Source organism: Spirosoma endophyticum (assembly GCF_900112365.1).
Classification (GTDB): Bacteria; Bacteroidota; Bacteroidia; order Cytophagales; family Spirosomataceae; genus Spirosoma; species Spirosoma endophyticum.
On sequence record NZ_FOLQ01000001.1, the window covers coordinates 613,027 to 635,905 of the forward strand.

16 protein-coding genes are annotated in these 22,879 nt (G+C 49.3%); 6 read left to right on the top strand and 10 right to left on the bottom strand.

The genetic code is table 11. The features are described 5' to 3' along the window. The first annotated feature begins 202 nt into the window (after positions 1-202). The 3 genes from BM202_RS02340 (at position 203) to BM202_RS02350 (ending at position 2,912) form a co-directional block, all read left to right on the top strand. Complete coding sequence (locus BM202_RS02340; RefSeq protein ID WP_093822847.1) at positions 203-1,066, top strand: porin family protein; 864 nt, start codon at positions 203-205, stop codon at positions 1,064-1,066. 201 nt (positions 1,067-1,267) lie between these two features. Continuing rightward, positions 1,268-2,161 (top strand): NmrA family NAD(P)-binding protein, encoded by an 894-nt coding sequence (locus BM202_RS02345; RefSeq protein WP_093822848.1) that lies wholly within the window; start codon positions 1,268-1,270, stop codon positions 2,159-2,161. Between the two features lie 133 nt (positions 2,162-2,294). Continuing rightward, a complete protein-coding gene (locus BM202_RS02350) occupies positions 2,295-2,912 on the top strand; it encodes a DNA-3-methyladenine glycosylase family protein (protein ID WP_093822849.1) in 618 nt (205 codons plus the stop codon). Between the two features lie 68 nt (positions 2,913-2,980). On the opposite strand, the gene BM202_RS02355 is transcribed toward BM202_RS02350, so the two are convergent. The 3 genes from BM202_RS02355 to BM202_RS02365 form a co-directional block, all read right to left on the bottom strand. Next, a complete protein-coding gene (locus BM202_RS02355) occupies positions 2,981-4,390 on the bottom strand; it encodes a DUF4403 family protein (RefSeq protein WP_317039666.1) in 1,410 nt (469 codons plus the stop codon). 37 nt (positions 4,391-4,427) lie between these two features. Further along, positions 4,428-4,586, bottom strand: a complete 159-nt coding sequence (locus BM202_RS02360; protein WP_093822850.1) for a FeoB-associated Cys-rich membrane protein — start codon at positions 4,584-4,586, stop codon at positions 4,428-4,430. An 85-nt stretch (positions 4,587-4,671) separates the two neighbouring features. Continuing rightward, entirely contained in the window at positions 4,672-5,208 is a 537-nt protein-coding gene (locus BM202_RS02365) for a YfiT family bacillithiol transferase (protein WP_093822851.1), read from the bottom strand. A 249-nt stretch (positions 5,209-5,457) separates the two neighbouring features. Here BM202_RS02365 and BM202_RS02370 point away from each other — a divergent pair, with 249 nt between their 5' ends. After that, positions 5,458-6,654 (top strand): Gfo/Idh/MocA family protein, encoded by a 1,197-nt coding sequence (locus BM202_RS02370; protein ID WP_093822852.1) that lies wholly within the window; start codon positions 5,458-5,460, stop codon positions 6,652-6,654. A gap of 186 nt (positions 6,655-6,840) precedes the next feature. Here BM202_RS02370 and BM202_RS02375 read toward each other — a convergent pair whose 3' ends face one another. From BM202_RS02375 to BM202_RS02395, 5 genes are all read right to left on the bottom strand, one after another. Beyond that, a complete protein-coding gene (locus BM202_RS02375; RefSeq protein ID WP_245776490.1) occupies positions 6,841-9,132 on the bottom strand; it encodes a mechanosensitive ion channel domain-containing protein in 2,292 nt (763 codons plus the stop codon). A gap of 323 nt (positions 9,133-9,455) precedes the next feature. Further along, positions 9,456-10,256: an inositol monophosphatase family protein gene (locus BM202_RS02380; protein ID WP_093822853.1), complete on the bottom strand. Its 801-nt coding sequence runs from the start codon at positions 10,254-10,256 to the stop codon at positions 9,456-9,458. 109 nt (positions 10,257-10,365) lie between these two features. Beyond that, on the bottom strand, positions 10,366-13,989 hold the full coding sequence (locus BM202_RS02385; protein WP_093822854.1) for an ABC transporter permease/M1 family aminopeptidase: 3,624 nt from the start codon (positions 13,987-13,989) through the stop codon (positions 10,366-10,368). A gap of 46 nt (positions 13,990-14,035) precedes the next feature. Next, positions 14,036-14,920: an ABC transporter ATP-binding protein gene (locus tag BM202_RS02390; RefSeq protein ID WP_093822855.1), complete on the bottom strand. Its 885-nt coding sequence runs from the start codon at positions 14,918-14,920 to the stop codon at positions 14,036-14,038. Positions 14,921-15,140: 220 nt separating this feature from the next. Continuing rightward, the gene (locus BM202_RS02395) at positions 15,141-15,872 is read right to left on the bottom strand and encodes a 3-keto-disaccharide hydrolase (protein WP_093822856.1); all 732 of its coding nucleotides are present in this window, start codon (positions 15,870-15,872) and stop codon (positions 15,141-15,143) included. Positions 15,873-16,013: 141 nt separating this feature from the next. On the opposite strand from BM202_RS02395, the gene BM202_RS02400 reads away from it, so the two are divergent. After that, complete coding sequence (locus BM202_RS02400; RefSeq protein WP_245776491.1) at positions 16,014-16,487, top strand: FKBP-type peptidyl-prolyl cis-trans isomerase; 474 nt, start codon at positions 16,014-16,016, stop codon at positions 16,485-16,487. A 103-nt stretch (positions 16,488-16,590) separates the two neighbouring features. Here the strand turns inward: BM202_RS02400 and msrA are convergent, their stop codons facing one another. Together msrA and BM202_RS02410 are read right to left on the bottom strand one after the other, a co-directional pair. Next, positions 16,591-17,097 (bottom strand): peptide-methionine (S)-S-oxide reductase MsrA, encoded by a 507-nt coding sequence (msrA, locus tag BM202_RS02405; RefSeq protein ID WP_093822857.1) that lies wholly within the window; start codon positions 17,095-17,097, stop codon positions 16,591-16,593. Positions 17,098-17,212: 115 nt separating this feature from the next. Beyond that, a complete protein-coding gene (locus tag BM202_RS02410) occupies positions 17,213-18,256 on the bottom strand; it encodes an Atu2307/SP_0267 family LLM class monooxygenase (RefSeq protein WP_093822858.1) in 1,044 nt (347 codons plus the stop codon). A gap of 229 nt (positions 18,257-18,485) precedes the next feature. Here BM202_RS02410 and BM202_RS02415 point away from each other — a divergent pair, with 229 nt between their 5' ends. Beyond that, entirely contained in the window at positions 18,486-22,796 is a 4,311-nt protein-coding gene (locus BM202_RS02415; RefSeq protein WP_093822859.1) for a T9SS type A sorting domain-containing protein, read from the top strand. Positions 22,797-22,879: the final 83 nt, after the last annotated feature.

Sequence of the window (22,879 nt, forward strand, 5' to 3'; positions counted from 1 at the left end):
AACCCATCGCAAAAACATAGGACGGATGAATTGCGCTGGGTTTTAACCCGGCGAGAATAAAAAATGATGAATCTCATTCCATCCCAAGACAATCTTTTATCACTTCAATCAATTGAAATGCCAGTTCAAACTATATAACACTGGACACGACGGGGGAATCCCGCAATTTTGATTCAGTAAACAACAAATAACTACTTGAATCATGAAAGTCCTCTTCTCTTTATTGACACTATCCATTGTCTCTCAAAGCCTGCTGGCCCAGACTAAACCAGCCGTTCGCAACTCAACCACCACTACGCGTCCGGCCGTTAGCCGAACTACTGCAGCTCCGGCGAAAAAGCCCGCTCCGGCAGCCCAATACACCGCTCCACAAACAGCGAATGCAACGCCCGCTGCTCAGCCGCAGCAACAACCAGCGGCCGTGTATGCGGCTCCCCAGACACAGGCGGCACCAGTCAGTGGTCCGGCTCAGTATTCGGCTCCCGCAACTGTTGATAACAGCCGTTTCCGGTTTGGGTTTCGATTAGGTGCTAACTCGTCGACAATTGGCGGCTTTGATCCGGCAAATTTTGGCGAAGGTGTTAAAGCTGCCCGTGTCATTGGCTTCCACGGGGGCGTGATGTTCAACTTCGGCGGCCCAAACTTTTCGGTACAACCCGAAATCCTGTATACCCAATATGGCGTTAAAATGACCGCTGGCCCCGATTATCTGCAATTGAAATACAACCTTATCGAGGTGCCTGTATTGTTCAAAGTGTCCTTTGGTCAACCTAATCTTCGGTTTTTCATCAATGCCGGCCCGGTAGGTAGTTACACGATGGGCGGAACGATTTCGGTGCAGGAAGCGGGTCAGTCAGGATCACAGAAGATCGACATAACGGGTTCAGGCCGTTTTTCGTTCGGGGTTTCGGGTGGCGCTGGCGTTGCTCTACAAGCTGGACCGGGCGCCGTTCAACTGGAAGCCCGTTACTCCTACTTATTTTCGAGCAACGACGATGGCACAAAACTTAAACCCCAGAATGCGATGCTATCGGTAGGTTATCTGTTCCCGCTGGGCGGACGCTAGATCGTCACCTGTCTTTTCTGAGCCGCTACGTTGGTTCTCTTTACCTGGGCTAACGTAGCGGCTTACGATTTATGGTAGTCCATCTGATTGGAACAACCAGGCCCCATCCTGACTGTTTTCTCTTTTATCCCCTCGGGTCTACATACTACGATCAAACAATTCGCGTCAACAGGGCCTTTGTCTGTGTAAAGAATATACGAAATGAACCCAATTATTGTAATAGCGGGTGGCACGGGCGATCTCGGCGTTCGAATTAGTAAGGCATTGCTTGAACGAGGTGCCGAAGTTCGCGCGCTGGTTCGCCCCAGCACCGATGCAGCTAAAGTGGCGACGCTTGAGCAGCGCGGAGTAACGGTCATCCGGGTTGACTTGACTAATATTGCTGGCCTCACCGAAGCCTGTGTGGGTGCTTCCTGCGTTATCTCTGCGTTACAGGGTTTACACGACGTAATTATCGACGCCCAGTCTACCCTCCTCGACGCAGCGCTGGCAGCCGGTGTACCGAGGTTCATTCCATCCGATTTTTCGAGCGACTTTACGAAATTGACTCCGGGCGATAACCGCAACTTCGACTTACGCCGTGCGTTTAACGACCACCTGAATACGAAGACGGCTATCCGGGGCACGTCCATTCTCAATGGAGCCTTCGCGGAACTGCTGACCTACAATATTCCGATGCTCAATATCAAAAACAAGAGCGTCGGCTACTGGGAAAGTCCCGACTGGCGGGTAGACTTCACGACCATGAACGACACCGCAGCCTTTACAGCGGCTGCCGCCATGGACCCGACTACACCAAGAGTTCTGCGGATTGCCAGTTTTCAGATCAGCCCCAACGAGTTGAAAACCGTTGCCGAGGACGTAGTGAAGGAACCTTTTACATTGATCCGTATGGGTAGTCGCGACGAACTGGCCGCTTATAACCGTCGTGAGCGTGCTGCCCATCCCGAAGGCGAACAGGAAGTCTATCCAGATTGGCAACGAGGGCAGTATATGCAGAGTATGTTCAGCGTGCAGAACGATCCGCTCGACAACGACCGCTATCCGGACGTAACCTGGACGAGCATACAGGACGTATTAGCATCGCGTCGATAGCGATTGAGAACCTTGCTTTTTGTATGAGCCTGCCGTTCTAAATTTTTTAAATTACCCAACATCCCACGCCCGTTGCAATCAGGTGTGGGATTTTTTTGTTACCAGTTCATAAGCAACCGTACCGATACGTAGTATGAATGATCCAGCGCTTGCCCATATCGCTCAGGACCCGATCATGGCACGCCTTATTGCCGAAACGCCTTCGCCCAAAATTTTCAATGATTATGCCGACGATGTGTATCTGGCCCTGCTCGAAAGTATTGTATCCCAGCAAATTTCCGTAAAAGCGGCTAACGCCATTTTTATCCGCTTCCGGAGGCTATTTCCCGATAATTATCCCCATGCCGACGCACTGCTGCTCAAAACGACCGACGAGTTACGCAGCGCGGGCCTCTCGTTTCAGAAGATTAAATACCTGCAAAGTGTCGCCGAGTTTTCGCTGGCTAATCCAATCGATCGTGCCCACCTTGACCCAATGAGCGATGAAGAAATTGTGCAGTATTTGATCCCGATAAAAGGCATTGGCCGCTGGACGGTTGAGATGATGCTCATGTTCGTGCTCAGCCGACCCGACGTTTTTCCGATTGATGATCTGGTGATTCGGCAGCGAATGCTACGTGCCTATTCGGAGAAAACCGAAGGGCTAATGGGCAAGCCCTTATACAAAGTTTTGCACGAAATTGCGAACGCCTGGCGGCCCTATCGAACCGAAGCCAGCCGGTATTTGTGGCGCTGGAAACCAGAAAATTAGTCAACAGTCGTTAGTAATCAGTCGAGAGTAGTATAGGACTTGTAAAGACTATTGACAGACGACTAATTTTACAACCGCTTCACCTTCACGGCTACTTTCGATTTCACTTTGATTAAGACCTGCACGCCATCGGGGCGAACTACAATGCGCTGGGGGATTAATCGAAAGGTATCGATGTTGAGCGCCGTTTTCTGACCGACTTTGGCGCGGGCAAAAGCCGTTTCTATTTTTTCGGGTAGCGTAGAAAGCTGTTGACGTAGCGGAATCACCATCACGGATTGAATCGTGTCGCGGAGGTGATCGTGCAGGAGCCAGTCGGCGGTAGAAAACAGACGCTCTTTGGTGTCCACATCGAAATCTACATTCAGCATACGTAGTGTATTGGTCAACGTATCGTACCGCGGACTTCCATGAAAATACAACGTTCCCGATACGGTTCCTCCTACGTCGGCCTTTAGAATCAGTTTTTTCCCACTTCCATAAACCGACGCGCTTTTCACCTGAACATTGCCCCTGGCGAGATCAAATTTCTGATTCGCAAATGTGCGGGCCAGCACCTGGTTAACATCGGTATACGGAATGAAGGCAAGTACCTCCAGGCGGGACGAATCTGGCAGCACTTTCCGACGTAGCAGCCGAGGTAATAATTGCAGCGTATCAACCATCGGTTTGTCGCCAAGGCGTGTCTTCACCCGAAACGCGATCTGAATAGGTACGGTAATCTGTTTCGCATTGCCATACACCGGAGCCACGGCAATACTAAACGGCTGAGGCATCAACCAGATGTTGGCGGGCACTTTGGCAATGCGTAGCGGATTTTGCATATCCCGCCAGACTTTGCTGACTTCCCGGTCGAGCCGAAGCCCGTCGTGAACGGCTTTATCAATAGCGGCTTCAATATCGGCCTTACGTTTGTCGAGGAGTTTTTCCGCAATGTTCGTAACCTTGATTTTTATACCCAGTAATTGAACGGTTGGCTTCTGAATCCACTCGTATTTTTCGAAGCGGGCTTTGGTTTCTAATCGCCAGCGGGGGCCAACGCCAACCGGACTAACGAAATTCACGGCAAGCGCACAGAGGGGACGGCTTTTGCGATTTTTGCTTTTTCGCAAGCCAATCGGATTTGTGTACCAGACCTGTAGGGGAGCGGAAAAATAAACCTGCCGGTTTGCATAGGTGATACGTACGGGGCCGGTTCGCTCGACGCGCAAATGCCAGGCCTCCCCCGATTTACCCTCAAAGGTTTCTTCCGTCACCAGCGTGGTCGACAGCCCTTTGTTCACTTTCTTCTCCAGATCCCGGATATTGAAGGTAAGTTTTCCGGCCATGTAGGAAACCGGATCGACAACCGCCGGTTCGAACTCCTCGTTGGCGGGAGCGTTTGGCCGAACACGCTGGCAACTTATGGAAGCGGCCAGGGCTACCACTACAACAAAAAATCCGATGATTTGTCGAGCATTCACTGCTACAACAAACACACCGGATCAACAAAATGTTAGCGAGCTAAAACTATATTCACTTTTCGGTGACTAACGCCCGTGATTTAACGTCCGTTTCGCAACCGCATCCTTTGCCACATCCAGCCTTCTTTTTCGCAAAAAAACTTCGGTATGCCCGACTACCCAGGTATACCAGCGCAGCGGCAAAAATCAGTAAGATGATGAGTTCCTGCATGATACGTTGGATGTATGATATATGACACAGGATGTATGTTTTTCGGCAAGAGCCATACGTCCTATGTCATATATCATACATTTTTTTACACCCAACCGTTCCGTTCGGCGAGTCGAAAGGCGTGCTGATAATGGTGTTCACTATGCCAGGCATACATCGCAATCACCTCCGTGAGTGGAAAGATACGCCGACTGCCGGGGTGAAAATAAGTACGTTGTAAATCAGGCTCGGTAAGCGATTTAAGTACCTGTACCCAGCGCGCGTGCAGGCTCCGTAGCAGCACTAACGAGATCGCTACATCCAGGTCGTAATCCTGAAGTTTCGCCCACTCCCCTTCTTCGTAGGGCGAGATCGTAGGGTTATTTTCGGTCAGCGCCAGCTTCGTCCGAACATAGGCATTCATGTGGCTATCGGCTACGTGATGTACCAATTGCCGGATGGTCCAGCCTTCCGGGCGATAAGGTGTATCCAGACGATCATCGCCCCACTTGCCAACCAATTCAGTCAGCTTTACGGGCAGTTGGTCAATGACGGCAATGTGCTGGTTCGTATCCTCAGGCGAGTATGACTGCCCATAAACAAAATCACCAATGGGATAGCGGAGAGAATCGAGATCTTGCATAGTTGTTATCCGGCCTACAGGTTAAAAAAGGACTGAATTGGCTCCTTACTACAAATATCCTACGCCGTTGGTTTTTAAGATCGTCCGATTTCTTTTTAGGACCTAGTCCGGTTCTACGAACGTAACGTATCCGTTAGCAGGTTAAGATTCTTACATTCGACCAGCCAACATTTGAAGCAGACTAAGGTTAAAAATACATTAAAGATTTAGACCAGTTCGATCAGTTTACGGCTCAACTCATTCTTCGTTATGAAACAATCGTCTTTTTCACGTCGTCACTTCATTCAGCACCTGGGTGCTGCCTCCTTACTGATGCCCGGTATAACAACGCTGGGTTTGCAGAGCTGCACCAGTAAACGTAGTGAATCAACCGCCGACGAAGCCAGCTCCGCCACCACCAAAACGGGATCGGAACGCAAACTCGGTATTGCCCTGGTGGGCCTGGGCAAATACAGTGAGGGGCAACTGGCGCCAGCGCTGGAAAAAACAACCAACTGCCGTCTGGCAGGTATCGTTACCGGCACGCCGGACAAAGCCGAAACCTGGAAGAAGAAATACGATCTTGCCGATAAGAACATTTACGATTACAAAACGTTCGACCAGATCGCCGACAACCCGGACATTGACATCGTTTATGTCGTCTTACCCAATGCCCTGCATGCTGAATACACCATTCGGGCGGCCAAAGCGGGCAAGCACGTCATCTGCGAAAAGCCAATGGCGATGACTCCGGAGGAGTGCCAGCAAATGATTGATGCCTGCAAAAAGGCCAATCGGCAACTGTCCATTGGCTATCGGCTTCATTTTGAGCCCCATAACCAGGAAATGATGCGCCTGGGGCAGAAAGAGGTATTCGGTAAAATCAATCACATTATTGCCGAAAATGGTCAGGTTCAGGACGAAAGCTCGCCCTGGCGGCTCGGGCGGGGCATTGGTAGCGGTGGTCCGGTCCGCGACGTGGGTGTTTACTGTCTGCAGGGGGCTATCTACACCAAGGGCCAGGTACCCGTTGCCGTTACGGCGAAGTTCCACCCGATAACCGACCCGGAGAAATTTAGTAAGGTGGAGGAAGGCGCTGACTTTCAATTGCATTTCGCGGATGGCACCGTGGCCAACTGTACAGCCAGTTTCAACAAACAGCTAAATAAACTACGTGCCGAAGCGGCCAAAGGCTGGTTCGAGCTGGCTCCGTCTTTCGGGTATTCAGGGCTGGAAGGAAAGACAAGCCAGGGCAACATGGAGATCGAGAACGTACCCCAGCAGGCCCGCCAAATGGATGCCTTTGCTGAGTGTATTTTAAAAAACCAGCCGACAACTGTGCCTGGTGAACTGGGTATGCGGGATGTACAATTACTAAGCGCCATTTTCGAAGCAGCCCGGACGGGCAGGAAAGTTTCAACGAAAGAGGTGCTTCAGGTAATGGATAAATCAGCCCTTCGAAGCTAATGAGCCTATAATTTCTCAGGCGGTATGCGCCCCAAAACCTAACTTTTTTGTTTCATCAGGCTATTCTCTCAAAGTCAAGCCACGGCTACTTACCCGGTTAATAAGAACCGTGGCATGGCTTTGAGAGACTGGCCTGTTTATGCAGCCGATGTTTTTGTAAGGGCGGTTAAAATCACGAATTACACGCTATACCAGTTTAATGGATGCCGCTTTGAATGCTGTTAATAAACGCTGTAGCAGTTGACTTTTGAGACTGACTTCGGTATAAATACTGCTTATCCATACCACCACTTTCAGTTCGACAGCATCCGCGCCAATAGCCGTGACGACAATTTCTGGTGGCCTGTTTTTCAGGGCTCCGTCCAGTTGATCCACTTCATGGGTTATGATATTCTGAATCGTGTTTAAGTCGGTTTCAGCACTCACTTTCAGCGTCAATTCTGTTTTCAGGTACGTATCACTCGATGTCCAGTTCACTAATCGATTCGACAGTAAATCACCATTCGGAATAATAACTTCCGATCCCTGGGAGGTTATCATTCGGCTGGCCCGGATGCCAATATCGCGTATCCGGCCTTTTTTATCGGCCAGTTCAACGTAGTCGCCAATCTGGAACGGTCGTTCAAAAATCAGGATGATTCCCGATACAAAATTGCTGACAATGTTCTGCATACCTAAGCCAATGCCGACGCTCAGCGCGCCCAGTACCACCGTAAACTTATCGATGGAAATACCCGAAGCGGCAACCGCCAGCAGAACCCCGGCGATAACAATAACCAATCGTACCAACGCCAGGATTGAGCTTACATGTTCTGTCGATCCGCTCGCCGTTGGAAGCTGGCTCTCGCCAAAGAACAGCCCGATGTTTTTTTGCAGCAGGCTCGACAGGTAAATGATCACCGAAAACGACAATACGTTGCCCAGCGTAAAGGCAAGGCTACCGAACGAACGAGGTTTGGTGAGGATATGAAACACTACGTTAAAGACTACGTCGACGATTCCCACATTTATAAAAAACACCAGCAGCCATAAGCCAATGGCGACAACACTCAGCCCCTTTTTAAAGGAGGAACGTATATGACTGACATTCAATCGGGAAAAGAACCCGGTTGAGCCAGCGCTTATTTTTATCTGTAGCTCCAAAGCCTCCAGCACGACCACCATAAATAGGCTTAAGCCTGTCAGCTGGATCAATCCGATAACGGCCGTAATACTCACGGTTTTGGCTAAGCTTATTCGCCCGAAAATATTCAGAACAATCGCCAGACCCAGTAGCAGCAGGTAAAACATACGTACTGACCGAACAATACGCGTGCTGATGTGCTGCCGTGGTAGTCGGTCGGTAAAGACAATGCCGATGTACAAAAATCCAGCATTCAAGGCAATCAGTCCCAGGCGCATAAGGGCAGAATCACCAACAATCGCGTTGGTTAAAATGAGTAGTACGTACATCGTTCCCGTGAGTACCCACATGCGCCTGTCCTGCGTGGAGAACTTCGGCCACAGATGAAAGGTGAGGACCAGAAATAGCAAGGACTGGGTAATCTCGATGTATATAGAAGGCGACTGAGGCTCAAACAGCGGTGTCAGGTTGAGCAACACAATCAGCGTAGCCACGATCGGTACAGGCCGTAGGTTTTCGAGCCGGAACGGGGCAATTTTTTGCTGTAAATCAGGGTCCCGTGCTTTTTTGTAGTTGGTAAATACCCAGACAAAATAGAGCACAGCCAGCATGACTAACAGAAACCGATTGTCCCAGGTGGAGGCAAAAAAGTACTTGAGAATTTTGTCCTGCCCCTGATAACTCGATTTGAGGAGTAAACCCAGATTATCGGCCGAAACCGCCATGGGGGCTTCCCATAAATAAGGCGACTCTTTCTGCAGGGCATTTTCCGTTGACTTCTGTAGCCGCTCATTAAGCGTCGTCTGTAGGCTGCTAACGGTTAAATACGTACCGGATACATCGGCCAGCAATCGGCTAACGGTATCCAGCCGGGTACTGGTGCGGGTACCCGCATCCTGCAGTTGAAATTTCAGCCCAACTAATTGATCCGAATAAAGCTTCTTTTCGGTCGTATCATTCCCCGCGACGGTCAGTAGTGAGTCGGTGCTCAGGGCAAGTACCTGATCCAGATTGCCTTGTAAATCGTTGTTTGTCCTGGAAAGTATCGTTCGCCAGTCGGCCAGCTTTTTTAGGGCATCATTCAGAATCAGGTTATAATTAGATAAGTTCTTCGGTTCAACCGTTTTTCCGTGTGCGCGCAAATCCGCGGAAACGGGTGCTACGTTGGTTTTTACTTCCGCCAGTCCGGCCCGTATGCGGGTAAGGCCATACCTTTTTTTATCATCCGCCTTGATTTGGGTGATAACCGACTGTGCTTTTTGTATTTTGAATAATAAGGTATCCGGAATAGTTTGGGCAACCGACTTGTCCGTCGTTCTGGTGGTATCCTGCGCCTTTGCCGGCACCAGAGCCATAAAAAAGAGAAAGCTTATCAGTACTGCATTAACATTGGCTTTAACAAACATGAAGACGTAAACGGTTTTATTCACATATAACATGACCTTTCAGGTGTAAATACCCGAAAGTCATGTGCCTTTTCGTAAGGCAATTCGTAACAAATGAATAATAGGTCAACCGCCACGTAGCGCGATTGTTAGTTTAGGTCTTTAGAAACTGGACAAGCGGGAGATGTTTTTTTAACACGGACCGGGCCGTCGAAATGGATGCATGGAAAAAAAGGAGATACACCGAGATGTTATTAATTCTCGGTGTATCTCCTTTTAACTCCGTATTAAAACTATTTCCAATATGCCTGAATTACGTTTATCAGTTCGGGGTGGATACCGCAGGCGGCAACGACGTCGCCCCGAAAAAGAAATTCATCGCCCCCCTTGAAGTCGGTTACGATACCACCGGCCTCACGAACGAGCAACACACCCGCGGCCATGTCCCAGGAGTTAAGGTTGTATTCATAAAAAGCTTCGAATCGACCACATGCTACGTAGGAAAGATCAATCGCGGCCGATCCCATCCGACGCAATCCGTGTGTCTCCTTCATCAACGATTCCAGAATGTGCAGATAAGATGGCATTTTATCAAAGCTGTAATACGGAAAGCCCGTAGAAATCAGGCTTTCACCGAGTTGCGTCGCGGGCGATACGTGAATGGCCGTCCCGTTGCAATAGGCTCCCCCACCCTGCCAGGCCGAAAAACATTCGTCGCGGTTGGGGTCGTAAATCACACCAGCAATTGGCGTTTTGCCCTCCGCCAGGCCGATACTAACCGAAAAAACGGGCAGGCTATGGATGAAATTTGTTGTACCATCGAGCGGATCAATGATCCAGTTCAGGGCATTTTGATCGGCTTCCTGCCCCGTTGTGCCTTCTTCGGTGATAAACCCGGCTTCGGGAAGCAGCTTGCTCAATTTCTCCACCAGTTGCTTCTCCGTTTCTTTATCTACGTAGGACACCAGGTTATTAAGGCCCTTGTATTCAATAGCGTCGCGCTGAAACCGGCTACGTTCCTGAAGTAAAAACGCCCCTGCATCGGTGGCAATCGTATTAATCTCGCGCGTGAGGGCGGCCAAATCCTTTGTCATACTACTCGTTCGTTTACCCTTAAACAATCGGGTAGCGACTCATTTTGTTCCGAAAAACTACATGTCTGGCGCGGGTTTGAACCGTCGGGTGACCCCACCGTGCCAGAAATTACAAATTACTTATCCGCTTGAGGTTATCATCCGGCACCCGATCAACGAGGAAATTGATAGGGTCAATACCGGCTTCAAAGGGTTCCTGCTTTACCAAAAATGTATATTTGCCGTTCTTCTGCCGCATCCGCTCGCGCCGGACAACCAGAAGCGTGCCCTGTTTTTTCCCTTCTGCGGGTTTACCATACACGCCGACGTCGATCAGGTCATTTAGCTTCGTTGGCGTTTCCCGACCGAGCGAGTCTGCATAAAACTTTTCTGCCTGCACCTCCACCGTTACGTCATATTGACCGTCAGATCGTTTTTTAGCTGACGCCGACGTAGCACGGTTGTTGAAGATCGTTATCCGTTCAAACTGATCGGTGATGACCGATTGCAGCGAATCGGGTGTTTGCTGGCGGAATAAGTCTACCATATTGTAAGAAACCGGATAAGGCGGTTGCTTGTAGGCGTACTGACTGATCATTGTTTGCAGTGCCTTGTTGACAGCCTCTTCGCCAATCAATTCCTTTAGATAATACATCACTACGCTGCCTTTCCGATAATGAATGTATCCTTGATTCTCTACCTGCTCGAGGGGCACTTCCTTCAGCGATTCTGATCCGCGCGAGGACAGGTAGCGGTCCATTTCAAATTTTAAAAACCGTTTCATGCGGCTCTTGTCATACGCCTTTTCCATCACCATCAGCGCTGAATACTGCGCCTGCGTTTCCGACAGCATAGTAGCCCCCTGCATATACGCGCCGACTACCTGGTGTGCCCACCATTGATGGCCCATTTCGTGCGCCACAACGTACTTGACCATGTCTATATCTTCCTCGGTGTCGATTCGGGAAATGAACCCAATACTTTCCGAATAGGGCATCGTGCCCGGAAACGCCTGTGCGAAACTGGCGTAACGCGGAAACTCAATAATCCGGGCCTGTTTGTGGTAATAGGGCCCGAAGTGTTCGGTATAATACGCCAGTGATCCCTTGACCGACTCAAGCATGTCGCGGACGTTGTAGAGGTGCTTTTTGTCGTAATACACCTCTACATCAATGCCATTCCACTTCTCACGGGCGACTTCATATTTCGCGGAAATGAACGAATAGAAATTAAGCGACTGATGATCAAGTTTGTAGTGAAAATACCGTCGGGGTTGTTTATTGGGACCATCCTGCCGCCACTCTTTCAGCAACGAACCCGGTGCAACCGCAATCTGGTCGGGCGACGTACTGATGATCGTTTCTACCATCACCCAGTCGGAATTGTTACTGACATAGTGGTCCATGCAGTCGCCAGTGCAGTTACGTTCTAGTTTCGGCATCCGTTGTTTTTCGGGCAGGCCATATTTTTTGCGATCGTTCTTGTCCCCCAATTCCCCCTGCTCCTGATAACCAATTTGCGGGGCGATGTCGGAATTGTCAAAAAAGGAGCCATTCTGATTTGCCTGTTTCGTATACTGCACCTCATTTTCGAAGCCGTGCGTTTGTTTTTTGGTTATGAAGTGCAGGTGCAGCGAATCGCCGGGAGCCAGGGCAGGGCTCAGTTTATAGATTCGGTATTGCAGCAACGAATCGTTCATCGCCAACGTAGCGCGATCTAATTTAAGTATAAAGTCCAGCCGGTTGGGTAGCACAATGTGCACGGAATCAATTGGTTTCGTGGCCTTATTCACCAATACATAATCGCCATTCACCACCAGATTTCGCTCTTCGGGATAGACCTCAATGGTATACTTTACATTGGCGACGCGTGGTTGTTCCCGGTGTTCATAACGCTTGTATTTCTGTTCATAGGCTACCTGCTGCTTTTCCCTGACTTTGGTAGTTTCGTAGCGATTGAGAACCTTCGTATTGTAGAAAATGAAACCGCCCACCAATACCAGTGCCATGGCCAGACCCACTATCGCCAGTCGCTGCCCGTTCAGGGCCTGCCCCGCCGACCGAAGTCGATTGCTCCAGGCCGTATCTTTTCCCCGTACCCAGAACAAAACCGCCACCAGTCCCAGCGTTATTCCCCACAATGACCAGTACACGCGAAACCACGTTATTGAGGCCACGTACGGACCATAGCCATTCATATCGGAGTATTGGTAATTGGGCGACGCGTTGAATTGCACCAGATTACTCTGTACATCCAGGGGTGTCCAGATATAGGCATTTGAAATCAGGAGGGCGACGACCGCAAAAAACGCTATGTACTTGTTGTTGACCAGCGTATGGACCAGCATCGACAGGATAACAATTGGGGCATAACGTAGCAGGTCGATCACCAGAAACTCCATCACGTACTGACCTATTCCAACGTCAGTAAAGCCCATCAGCGCCTGCGTCGTCAGACCCGCGATGATACACACAATCTGAATGATGGCCACGATACCCATCATGGCGATGAATTTTCCGACGAACACGCTCCAGTTTCGATGCGGCATTGCATCGTAAATTTGATCCAGATCGGCATCACGTTCTTTCCAGATCAGGGCGCCCGAGTAGAAAATAATAATGGCAAACAAGAACAGCGAAATCGTGCTATGAATGAGCTGAATGACTTGATACGTAACGGGATATGAGCTCAGTCCATAAAACTTCCCGGCGTATTGCAGCGAAAAACCCATATTGAGCAGTCCCGCGAAGAGAATCACAATAAAAGCTGTCCCCTTTATCGTACCCCAGAAATCGGTTCGAAAAACCCGGAACATCTGGGTCCACTGCGCCGACAAGCCGTGGTGTATATGTACGCGAGGTAGTGTTTGTAATGGCACAAATACTGCTTTTCCGGCGGCATCATCGACGGACGTATCACGCCGTTTACGTAGTTTCTTGACCTTCTCTTCAAACGAAAACCGAACATAAGTAACGACCAATAGCAACAAACCAACGCCCACCCAGATGGCCCTATTAAGCAGTTCCAGCCCATCGGCCAGACTGACCGAGCGGGTATTTTTCTCACTGACGGTCCAGTATTTGGTAATCAGTTGAAAGGGTCCGACACCCAGAGCGTCGAAGTAGACGGCGAGGTGTTCGTTTTCAACGTCGCTCAGGAAGGTCGCGGCAATAAGTTGCGCGACCAGCAGCACAATTGCCCCAAGAAACGCCGTGATGGACGAGCGCGTCAGGGCAGCCAGCATAAAAATGAAAGCACCCGAAAGAAACGTATTCGGAATGGCAAAAATCAGAAAGCTGTTCAGGTGAGCCAGCCAGTCGATTGGGCCGTAGCGGTCGGCATCGGTGGCACCCGTTATGAGTCCGAACCAGGAGCCAAAGATGATGCCAATCGAAATGCCCAGAAATGGAATAAGAGCAACCAGAAACGAGCCCAAAAATCGCCCGGCCAGGTAATCGAACTTACGGATCGGCGAGGCAAAAACAATCTGGTTCGTCTTGTACGTAAAGTCGCGAATGGCTGCACTCTGCACAAAGGCCGTTGTCATCAATAGAGCAAATACACACCAGATAGCGTACTGATTCTGAATAACATAGGGTGCATTCTTGTAAATATTACCGAACGTACCGCCAATGGTGAGGTCGTCGGATGCGGATGCCCAGGTGAACATCAGTATATTAACCAGCAGGAAAACGTACACCATCGGTTGTCGCAACCAATAGCGAATTTCAAACGTAAATATGTGTCGGAACATGGTCGGTTTGGGGCTAAGAATGAGTGATTTTAGGATAGCGTATCAGTTACTCATTCACCACGGTTCCGGCCTCAATCGTCGAAAAGAAGACGTCCTCTAAATCAGCATGGGCAGGCTGGAACCCTTCGCCCGGATCGAGTTCGCTCAGGATGTGGACGAGCGGCTTGCCCGCCACGAGCTTGTTGGAAATTACGTTGTAGCGTTGCTGGTACGTTGCCAGCTCACTTTTAGTAATGGATTTCTCCCAGATTTTCCCTTCGAGTTTCGTCACCGACGCCTGCGGAGAACCGCTGTACAGCACCTGCCCTTTGTGGATAATCGCCATGTTGTTGCATAGCTCCATTACGTCCTGAACAATTTGTGTGGATAGAATTACAATGACATTCTCGCCAATTTCCGACAGCAGGTTATAAAATCGGTTACGTTCACCGGGATCGAGACCCGCCGTCGGCTCATCCACAATAATGAGTTTGGGGTTGCCGATCAGGGCCTGTGCAATACCAAATCGCTGTTTCATGCCACCGGAATAGCTGCTGACCGCTTTTTTACGAACATCGTGGAGATTTACCCGATGCAACAACGCTTCGACTAACTCCTTACGCTCGCGGCCATTTGTGATGCCTTTCAGGATGGCGAAGTGGTCGAGCAGATCGGTTGCCGATACCTTGGGATAAACCCCGAACTCCTGCGGCAGGTAACCCAGCACCCGCCGAACGGCATCTTTCTGATTCAGTACGTCGAGATCGTCCAGCATCACACTCCCCCGATCGGCGTCCTGTAACGTGGCGAGCGTCCGCATGAGCGTCGATTTGCCCGCGCCATTCTGGCCTAACAGCCCATACATGCCCATCGGGATGGTAAGTGATACATCGTCTAGGGCTTTGACGCCGTTGGGATACGTTTTTGATAAGTGCTGGATACTCAGTTGCATAGCGAAGTGATTAGGGATGTTCTCAAAAATAAGTACGACTAACTAAATCGAATACATTTTGGGATGAATGGTTGCAGGGACTTGGGCATTTAAGAACTTTTATAAAACAAAATTTAAACACAGAGCCACAGAGAACACGGAGTTTCAAATAATTTAAAACCTACAATAAAAAACTCTGTGTTCTCTGTGCCGCAATGGCGTACCACTCTATGTTTAATCTCTATTTCTTTGAAAGCGGCTTTACCGCAACTTCCTTGAAATAAACCACATCGTGGTCCCCGTGATTCTGTAGCCCAATATAGCCAGAATTGGGCCGCAGACCGTGATAAGGCTCGAAATCAAATTTGCGGGCTGCTACTGGATCGCCCTCTTTGTAATCCGTCACCTTTATCCCATTGACGTAAACGATGGTACGTGGGCCATCCAGCGTAATGTCCATTGTGTTCCATTGCGGACCGGGTTTGCCGGGCTTTGCCAGCGGTTTGGTCAGTGAATACAGCGTCCCCGTAATGTGGTAATCGTCCTCTTTGGATGTTTCTGGGTGGTTGTCAATCTGCACTTCGTAGCCATAATGAACCGGCATCCATTCCTCAAACGGCTTAATGGGTATCCGGATAAAGACCCCTGAATTGCTGTTTTCTTTCTGCATCCGGTACACTACCCGAATAGTACAATCGCTGAACTTCTCCTTCGTCCAGTACAGCAGCCCCAAGCCGCCGTGGCCCCGAATCATGCCCTTCTCGATCGACATACTTCCCTTGCCCACATGCTTCCAGCCGCCAAGATCTTTCCCGTTAAACAGTTGCCGCCAACCCGTGTCATCTTTGCTTTTCGTCGGCTGAGCCCTACCAGGTGATTTATCCAAAATGGGCAGGGTGCTGGCCTGGCTATCGCCAACGACGGCAAAAAGGCTAAAACTTGCCAGCAAGTTTCGGGCGATTAGGTGTTTCATGATAAGTGCGTAAAGGAGTGGCAGTTATGGTTTCCCGGAAAGTCTGATTCTAAAGTCATGACTATTCTGTACTGAAAACGATCGGTAACGTAGAAAGGTCGTTTTCAATAAAAAGAAGTAGCTTCGCTGAGTAAGCTACTGATGATGAAAAAATATCCATTTGCGTTCCTGGTCTGTGCCTTGCTTGCTGGCGGTTGCAAGCAAGACGCCCCCTGCACCCAGACCACCATCACCACGGCCGCTCCTGAAAGCGAGGTCACTACGTTAAAACAATATATTGAGGCAAACCACATTCCCGCCAAAGCCGACAAACGGGGATTTTACTACGTTATTCAGTCGCCCGGTAAGGGAGCCAAGCCAACGGTGTGCGACAACGTAACGGTCAATTATGCAGGCAAACTGACCAATGGAAAAACATTTGATAGTGCTTCGGGGATAAGCTTTGGTCTGAACCAACTCATTGTTGGCTGGCAGGAAGGTATTCCACTGGTGGCACCCGGTGGTAGTATTACGCTATACCTCCCACCTAGTCTGGCCTATGGCTCGCAGGAGCAAAATGAAATTCCGGCTAATTCCATTCTGGTTTTCACGATTGACCTGGTTGGGATTAATTAGCGGTGGTTGCTGAGTGGACTAGAAAGCATAAGCCCAAACAAACGGTTAAGTAAGTTTGGGCTGTGGGCATTAGTCTCGGTGACGGAGAAACTCAGGCAATCGCCTACTGATTGGCGTGTTCAGCAAGTTGCCAATCCGGCCTGATGTAGTGGCAGGTATAGCCATAGGGATGCTTTTGCAAATAATCCTGGTGTTCTTCCTCAGCATCCCAGAAATCAGACGCGGGCACCACTTCGGTTACGATCTTTCCCGGCCAGACACCAGAAGCGTCCATTTCCGAGATTAATTCTTCGGCGGTCGTTTTCTGATTGTCATCCAGATAAAAAATTGCGGAACGGTAGGAAGTGCCAATATCATTGCCCTGCCGGTTGCGTGTTGTCGGATTATGAATCTGGAAGAAAAATTCCAGCAACTTACGGTATGATAACTGGTCGGCGTCAAACGTGATTTTAATGCCCTCCGCATGGCTACCGTGATTACGATACGTAGCATTGCGGACATCGCCACCCGTATAACCAACCCGCGTCGACGTTACACCCGGATACGTGCGGACAAGTTCTTCTACCCCCCAAAAACAACCTCCAGCCAGAATTGCGGTTTCAATATTCATATGCTTTTTTCTTTTTTTAGTAAGCCCAACAATCAATTAACTTGAACCAGAACCAACGGTTCATATGGAAGTCTGATGAATCTTACAACACATTTCGTGCCATTATTGCTTCTTTTTACTTAGCGACAAGCATTAATTCTTTCCGAATTACCGGGGCCACTTTAGTGCCAAATAACTCGATGGCGTGCAGCGTCTGCTTGTGCGGAAACTGCTGACCACCAATCAGCTGAGCCAGATAACGGGTATTTTTGAACAACTCATGGAAATGCAGAATCTTGTCGATGATCTGCTGGGGACTACCCACCGCCAGCGGGCCATAATTTCGCATCGACTCAAACTGATCGCGTCCCAGCGGTGCCCAGCCCCGCTCCCGCCCGATCCGGTTCATCATGTCCTGATACGTTGGAAATAACTCATCGGACGCCTGTTGCGACGCATCGGCTGCGTAAAAATGGGAATTGATCGCCAGCGGCAACTGGTCTACATCATGCCCGGCCTCTTTGGCCGATTGTCGAAACAGATTTACAAACGGCACAAACCGATCGGGCGAACCACCCAGCATAGCCAGTGTCATCGGCAGGTTCATTTTTCCCGCCCGAACCGCCGACGCCGGTGTCCCGCCAACGGCCAGCCAAATGGGGAGCGATGCCTGATACGGACGCGGATAGACGCCCAGGTTATTAATGCTCGCCCGGTGTTTTCCTTTCCAACTGATAAACTCCTGTTGATTGATTTTTACCAGTAAATCCAGCTTTTCGGTGAACAGATCGTCGTAGTCGGACAGGTCGTAGCCGAACAGCGGAAACGATTCGATAAACGAACCCCGGCCCGCCATGATCTCGGCCCGGCCATTCGAAATGAGATCCAGGGAAGCAAAGTTCTGAAAGACTCGTACCGGATCGGCCGAACTCAGCACCGTTACAGAACTGGACAATTTTATGTTTTTGGTAATGGTCGCGGCTGCGGCTAAAATCACCTCGGGTGCCGACACCACAAAATCAGGTCGGTGGTGTTCGCCCAGGGCAAACACATCCAGCCCTACTTCATCGGCCAATTTTATTTCTTCCAGCAATTGCTGCATCCGTTGATGGGCATTAACCGCTCTACCAGCTACGCCATCCGGGCTTATCTCGCCAAAGCTACTGATACCTAATTCCATGTTCGTTGTCAAAAAAGATGGGACTTTTCTGATTAACTCAGGACGGACAAGAAGAATTCGGAATAGGGGACAAGTATTGCATTACGTCGAAGGTACGCGCTTAAGCTTATATCAAGCTTAAATTTAAAACTACTACGTATCAAATAAACACTAGCACTAAAATTACTTATAAGTGTCTCTATCAGATTGACTTTTACCCCTAACTTTCGCTTTTAATACGTTTCAATCTATGAAAATAGCTCTCCGCCTGATTATCCTCTTACTTATCAATACCAGCAGTATAGCCCAGGTTTTCACCATCCTAGGTCCTCAGCGAGCCTGTCGTGGTCAGGCAGTTCAGCTTCAACTAAACATCCGTTCTGACATCAACTCATCACGAGGATTTTCAGTGCAGATTAGTTCAGATAAGGTTCAGTGGCAAACGCTGAGTAGCCAACTTACAGGAACGAGTACGATTCAAACCGTTTTACCGGATAATCTTCCAACCGAAAAAACAATCTATCTACACGTATCATCCATAGAGCCAGTCCTGATCTCAAACGACCTATCAATAACGATCAATGGTTTGCCCTCAGCGCGATTAGTGAGCGCGAAGACCAGCGATCTTTATAACAATCCTTTGTATCCCGGAGGCATCAGTATGGATAGCCTTCAACTCAATCGGTTGAGTAACCTGGCATTCCAGGTCGCCGTAACGGGAGGTGGCCCTTACCAGATAACCCTTAACGACAGTAGTACGCATCCAATTGATGAATATCGAAAAGAGATTCCCCGGACTGTCGATCGTTCATTTGTGTATCGGATTAGCCGCGTACGTAACGAATGTGGCGTAGGTACGGTAACGGCCAACTCATTTTCCGCCATTGTTAATCCGATATCGATGTTCATTCCTGAATTTGGCACATCGTATGTATGCGCAGGCAAACCGTTTCCAATAAAAGTAATTTCGACTACCCCATTGCCAGCCAGCACTACGTTATATGCGATCCTGACACCCCTCACAGGCACAGCAGGTTCTCCGTACCGGGCACGCGTATTGTCCACAACGTCAGCCGGGGTGTTCGACATTATCGCGCCAACCGACATTCAGATTGGTTATTACCACATTTCCCTGCGGTCAGATTCACCCCGATTACGAGTCGATATTCCGGGGAGCAGCTCCGTTCAGGTGACTCGCACAAACCGATTCACAATCCGTAACCCAGTCCAAACGATTGCCTTTGGTGCATCGGCAAAACTGAGCACCACATACGATGCTCTTTATCAGCGCATTACGTTTGATGATGGATTTGTTGGTGAGACGGGAGGGTATTCAGTAGATGAATACACGCGTAACGTATCACCGACCCAAAACACCGTATATACGATACGTTCAGTTGGATCGGCCTATTGTGGGGCCGCTACGACCGAAGGGCCGCTCAGATACACAGTCAATGTGGCACCAGGCCTTGTCATTGATTCGCTTTCCAGTTATGAGGTCTGTACCGGCACATCGATAACAGGTTATTACCGGGCTAATTTTACTCCTCCATCTGGTTCTCCCTTGACCTTACAGATTGGTAGTGAGCGAGTTGTCGCTACAATTCTGGACGCGAAGCGATTTCAGGTACAGATTCCTTCCACAATCAAGGCGGGTTCCTACGTACTTACCCCGATTTGGGATGGTCTCTCTGGTCGATCATCTGACTTTCTGCTGATCGTGAAAACACCCCCTATCGCCCGCTTGTCTACAACTGATTCGTACAATCCCAGCCTATCTGCCTACGACCGGCCCGGTGTTTATTACCTGAAAATGGAAAGCGGTACACGATCGAATGCGTTGGACGTCAGCCTGTCGGATGGACAGGCGATCCGAAAAAGCCTTGATATTACAGAAAATCTGTTAGTTCAAGTATTTGCGGAGAAAACAACCAACACCTTCCGCATCATGTCGGTCCGAAATGAATGCGGTGTGGGAGTGGCTACGGGTAGTGTTGACCTGACAGTTAGCCAACCATCCTTATCGTCGCTCGGTCTTCAGGTATCGCTAGTTTACAATTTTTCGGCCATTCCAGACTACTGCCCTGGCGATTCCGCACAGGTTACTATCCGAGCGACTAACCTACCCAATACTCCGATTTATCAAATTGAATTTTCAAAGAATGAAAGTAGTTGGGCAGGGACCTATCTCACAGGCCCGGTAAGATCTGGGGCTGTCAAAGTTAAACTTCCCGCTACAGGAGGAGTCTATTGGCTACGTGTCAAATCGACAGAAACGGGGCAGGTAAGTGTACCGGTACGTGTGTATATTTCCGATAAACTACTTGCCGCTTGGTCCTCTACAAATGCGGAGTTTACGGGCCAGCCCATTCGGACAAGTATTCGTTTTTCAGGTAGTCGCCCACCATTTCATTACCGGTTGTCGAATGGTGTTGAAGGTGATGCAGCGTTTTATTCGGCTCCGGTAACGTTAACTTCTACGGCTCCAGCTGCGTATAGTATTGTCTCCGCAACGGGTGGCTGTGCTGTTCCTGTTGAGTTGCCTCAGGAACCATTTCAGGTTAAAGCCTTGCCTATCGTTAAGCCTGAGATTCTGACAGCCGGTGAATTTGATGATCGATCGCAGCATAATATTCACTGCGAGGGGGGCATTTTTCGATTCCCTTACCTTCTGCGCGGTGTTTTTCCCTCATCTGCCCGTTTAGAAGCCCGTTTATATGGACAGGACGGAAAGTTTTTGCAAAAGCTTACGGTACTCGACCCTGCTACACCCGTTACGGTTCGCGTCGATTCGGTGCCAGCCCTCAATGGCCAGTATCGAGTTCGATTGTTCATGATGTTGGGTGATTCTGTTCTATCGACAACTGAAAACGAATATTATAGTATCATCATACACAAGGTGGGCACAGTTCAGTTAACTGGCGGGGTCAATGGAAAGCTGACGATCGCCAGAGGTTCGGATATGGCCCAGGGGGCGGTTACTGTAACAGGCGGCCGACCGGTATCTGTGTGGCTCAGCAATGGAACAATCATCCAATCGTATTCTGAATATGAAGGAACGTATAGTGTACCATTTAACCAGGAAGGCGTTTATACCATCACGCAGGCCGTCAGCGCCTGTGGACTGATGCCCACCACTGGACAGGTTGACGTCAGTTTCCAACCCGCCATTAAATCGTTTTCACTGATTGGATCGCTATGTAAAGATCAACCCGCTCAACTGAATTACCAAACAGTAGGGGCGTTTGCGCCGGACAACGAATTCACCTTCGAATTTCGACCATTTCCCCGCGACTCTACGTCTATTTTCGTCCGAACAAAACAGACACAGGGACCAGTAACATTTCAGTTGCCATCAACCATTCGGGCTGGCGCATTTGGCGACCTCATTATGCGTTCATCAAATCCAGCAATAACGTATGAAATGACGGATGTGAGCATTCGACAACGGCCCACCGCCCGATTAATTCCTTCTACGACCACCATTTATCCTGGACAATCGGTTGACATTCCCATCGAATTAGTTAGTGGCGGTGGTGGCAATGACCTACGATTTGAAAACGGTCCCTTATTAACCGGCTATTTCGATTTACCAACAGTTGAAATGACGCCAAAGCAAACCACTACGTATCGATTAGCGGCTGTATCGAACTCCTGCGGTGTTGGTACAGTATCTGGCGAAGTTACGGTGATCGTTACACCCCGGACAACCCCGTCTATTGAAGTTAACTACATAGGAAATTATAACACCTTATGCGCTGGCAAAGAATCCTACGTGTCGTTCAAGCCAATAGGTACGTTTGATGCAGGAAACCTGTTTTCCTTACAATTGTCCGATTCGACAGGGCAGAATTATCGTACCATCGCTACAAATTCGGTAGGTGCCGCCCCTGAATTCCGATTTACGTTACCAGCAGATCATCCGTCGGGTCGCACGTATCGACTGCGCATTGCCTCAAGTAATCCAGTTGTAACGGGTTCATCATCAAGTCAACCGATTGCCGTTTCACCTCCGGTTACGGGTAAGATAATCAGCCCCAAACAGCAAGTAAAAAAAGGTGAATCGGCTACTGTCACGTTACAATTTACGGGCATTCCGCCCTTTCGGTATGCCTTGTCCAGTGCTTATTTTAGCATCTCAGATGGGTTTGGGGCGCCCAATTTCATTCATACCATTCGCCCCCGGGTTGATACGTCCCAACAATACAAACTGTTGCAGGTAAATACGCCCACTTGTGGAGATGGAGTAATTGTCTCAGACAACGCTACAATGATTGTTGACGTGGTGGGGCAATCCTACGACATAGCCATATTGGAAGCTTTTGCCTTTCCCAATCCTACGACTGATATACTTAGAGTTGGGGTTCTGGCATACGAAGTCGGTACGCTGTCGCTAACGTTGAGAACTATGAGCGGAGACCTGTTATTTCAAAAAGATACGCCCATCAATAATTTTGGAAACCAAACAATTCCAATGTCTTCCTATCCGACAGGTCTATATATCCTCACGGCCAAAGTTGGGGATCGCCAGCGAACATTCAGAATTATGAAGATCAATTAGAAACAGACGTAACGCCCTATAAACAACCCGGCCGATGATCCACCAATGCAGTTGCATTAGACGGGGTCATCGGCCGGTTTATT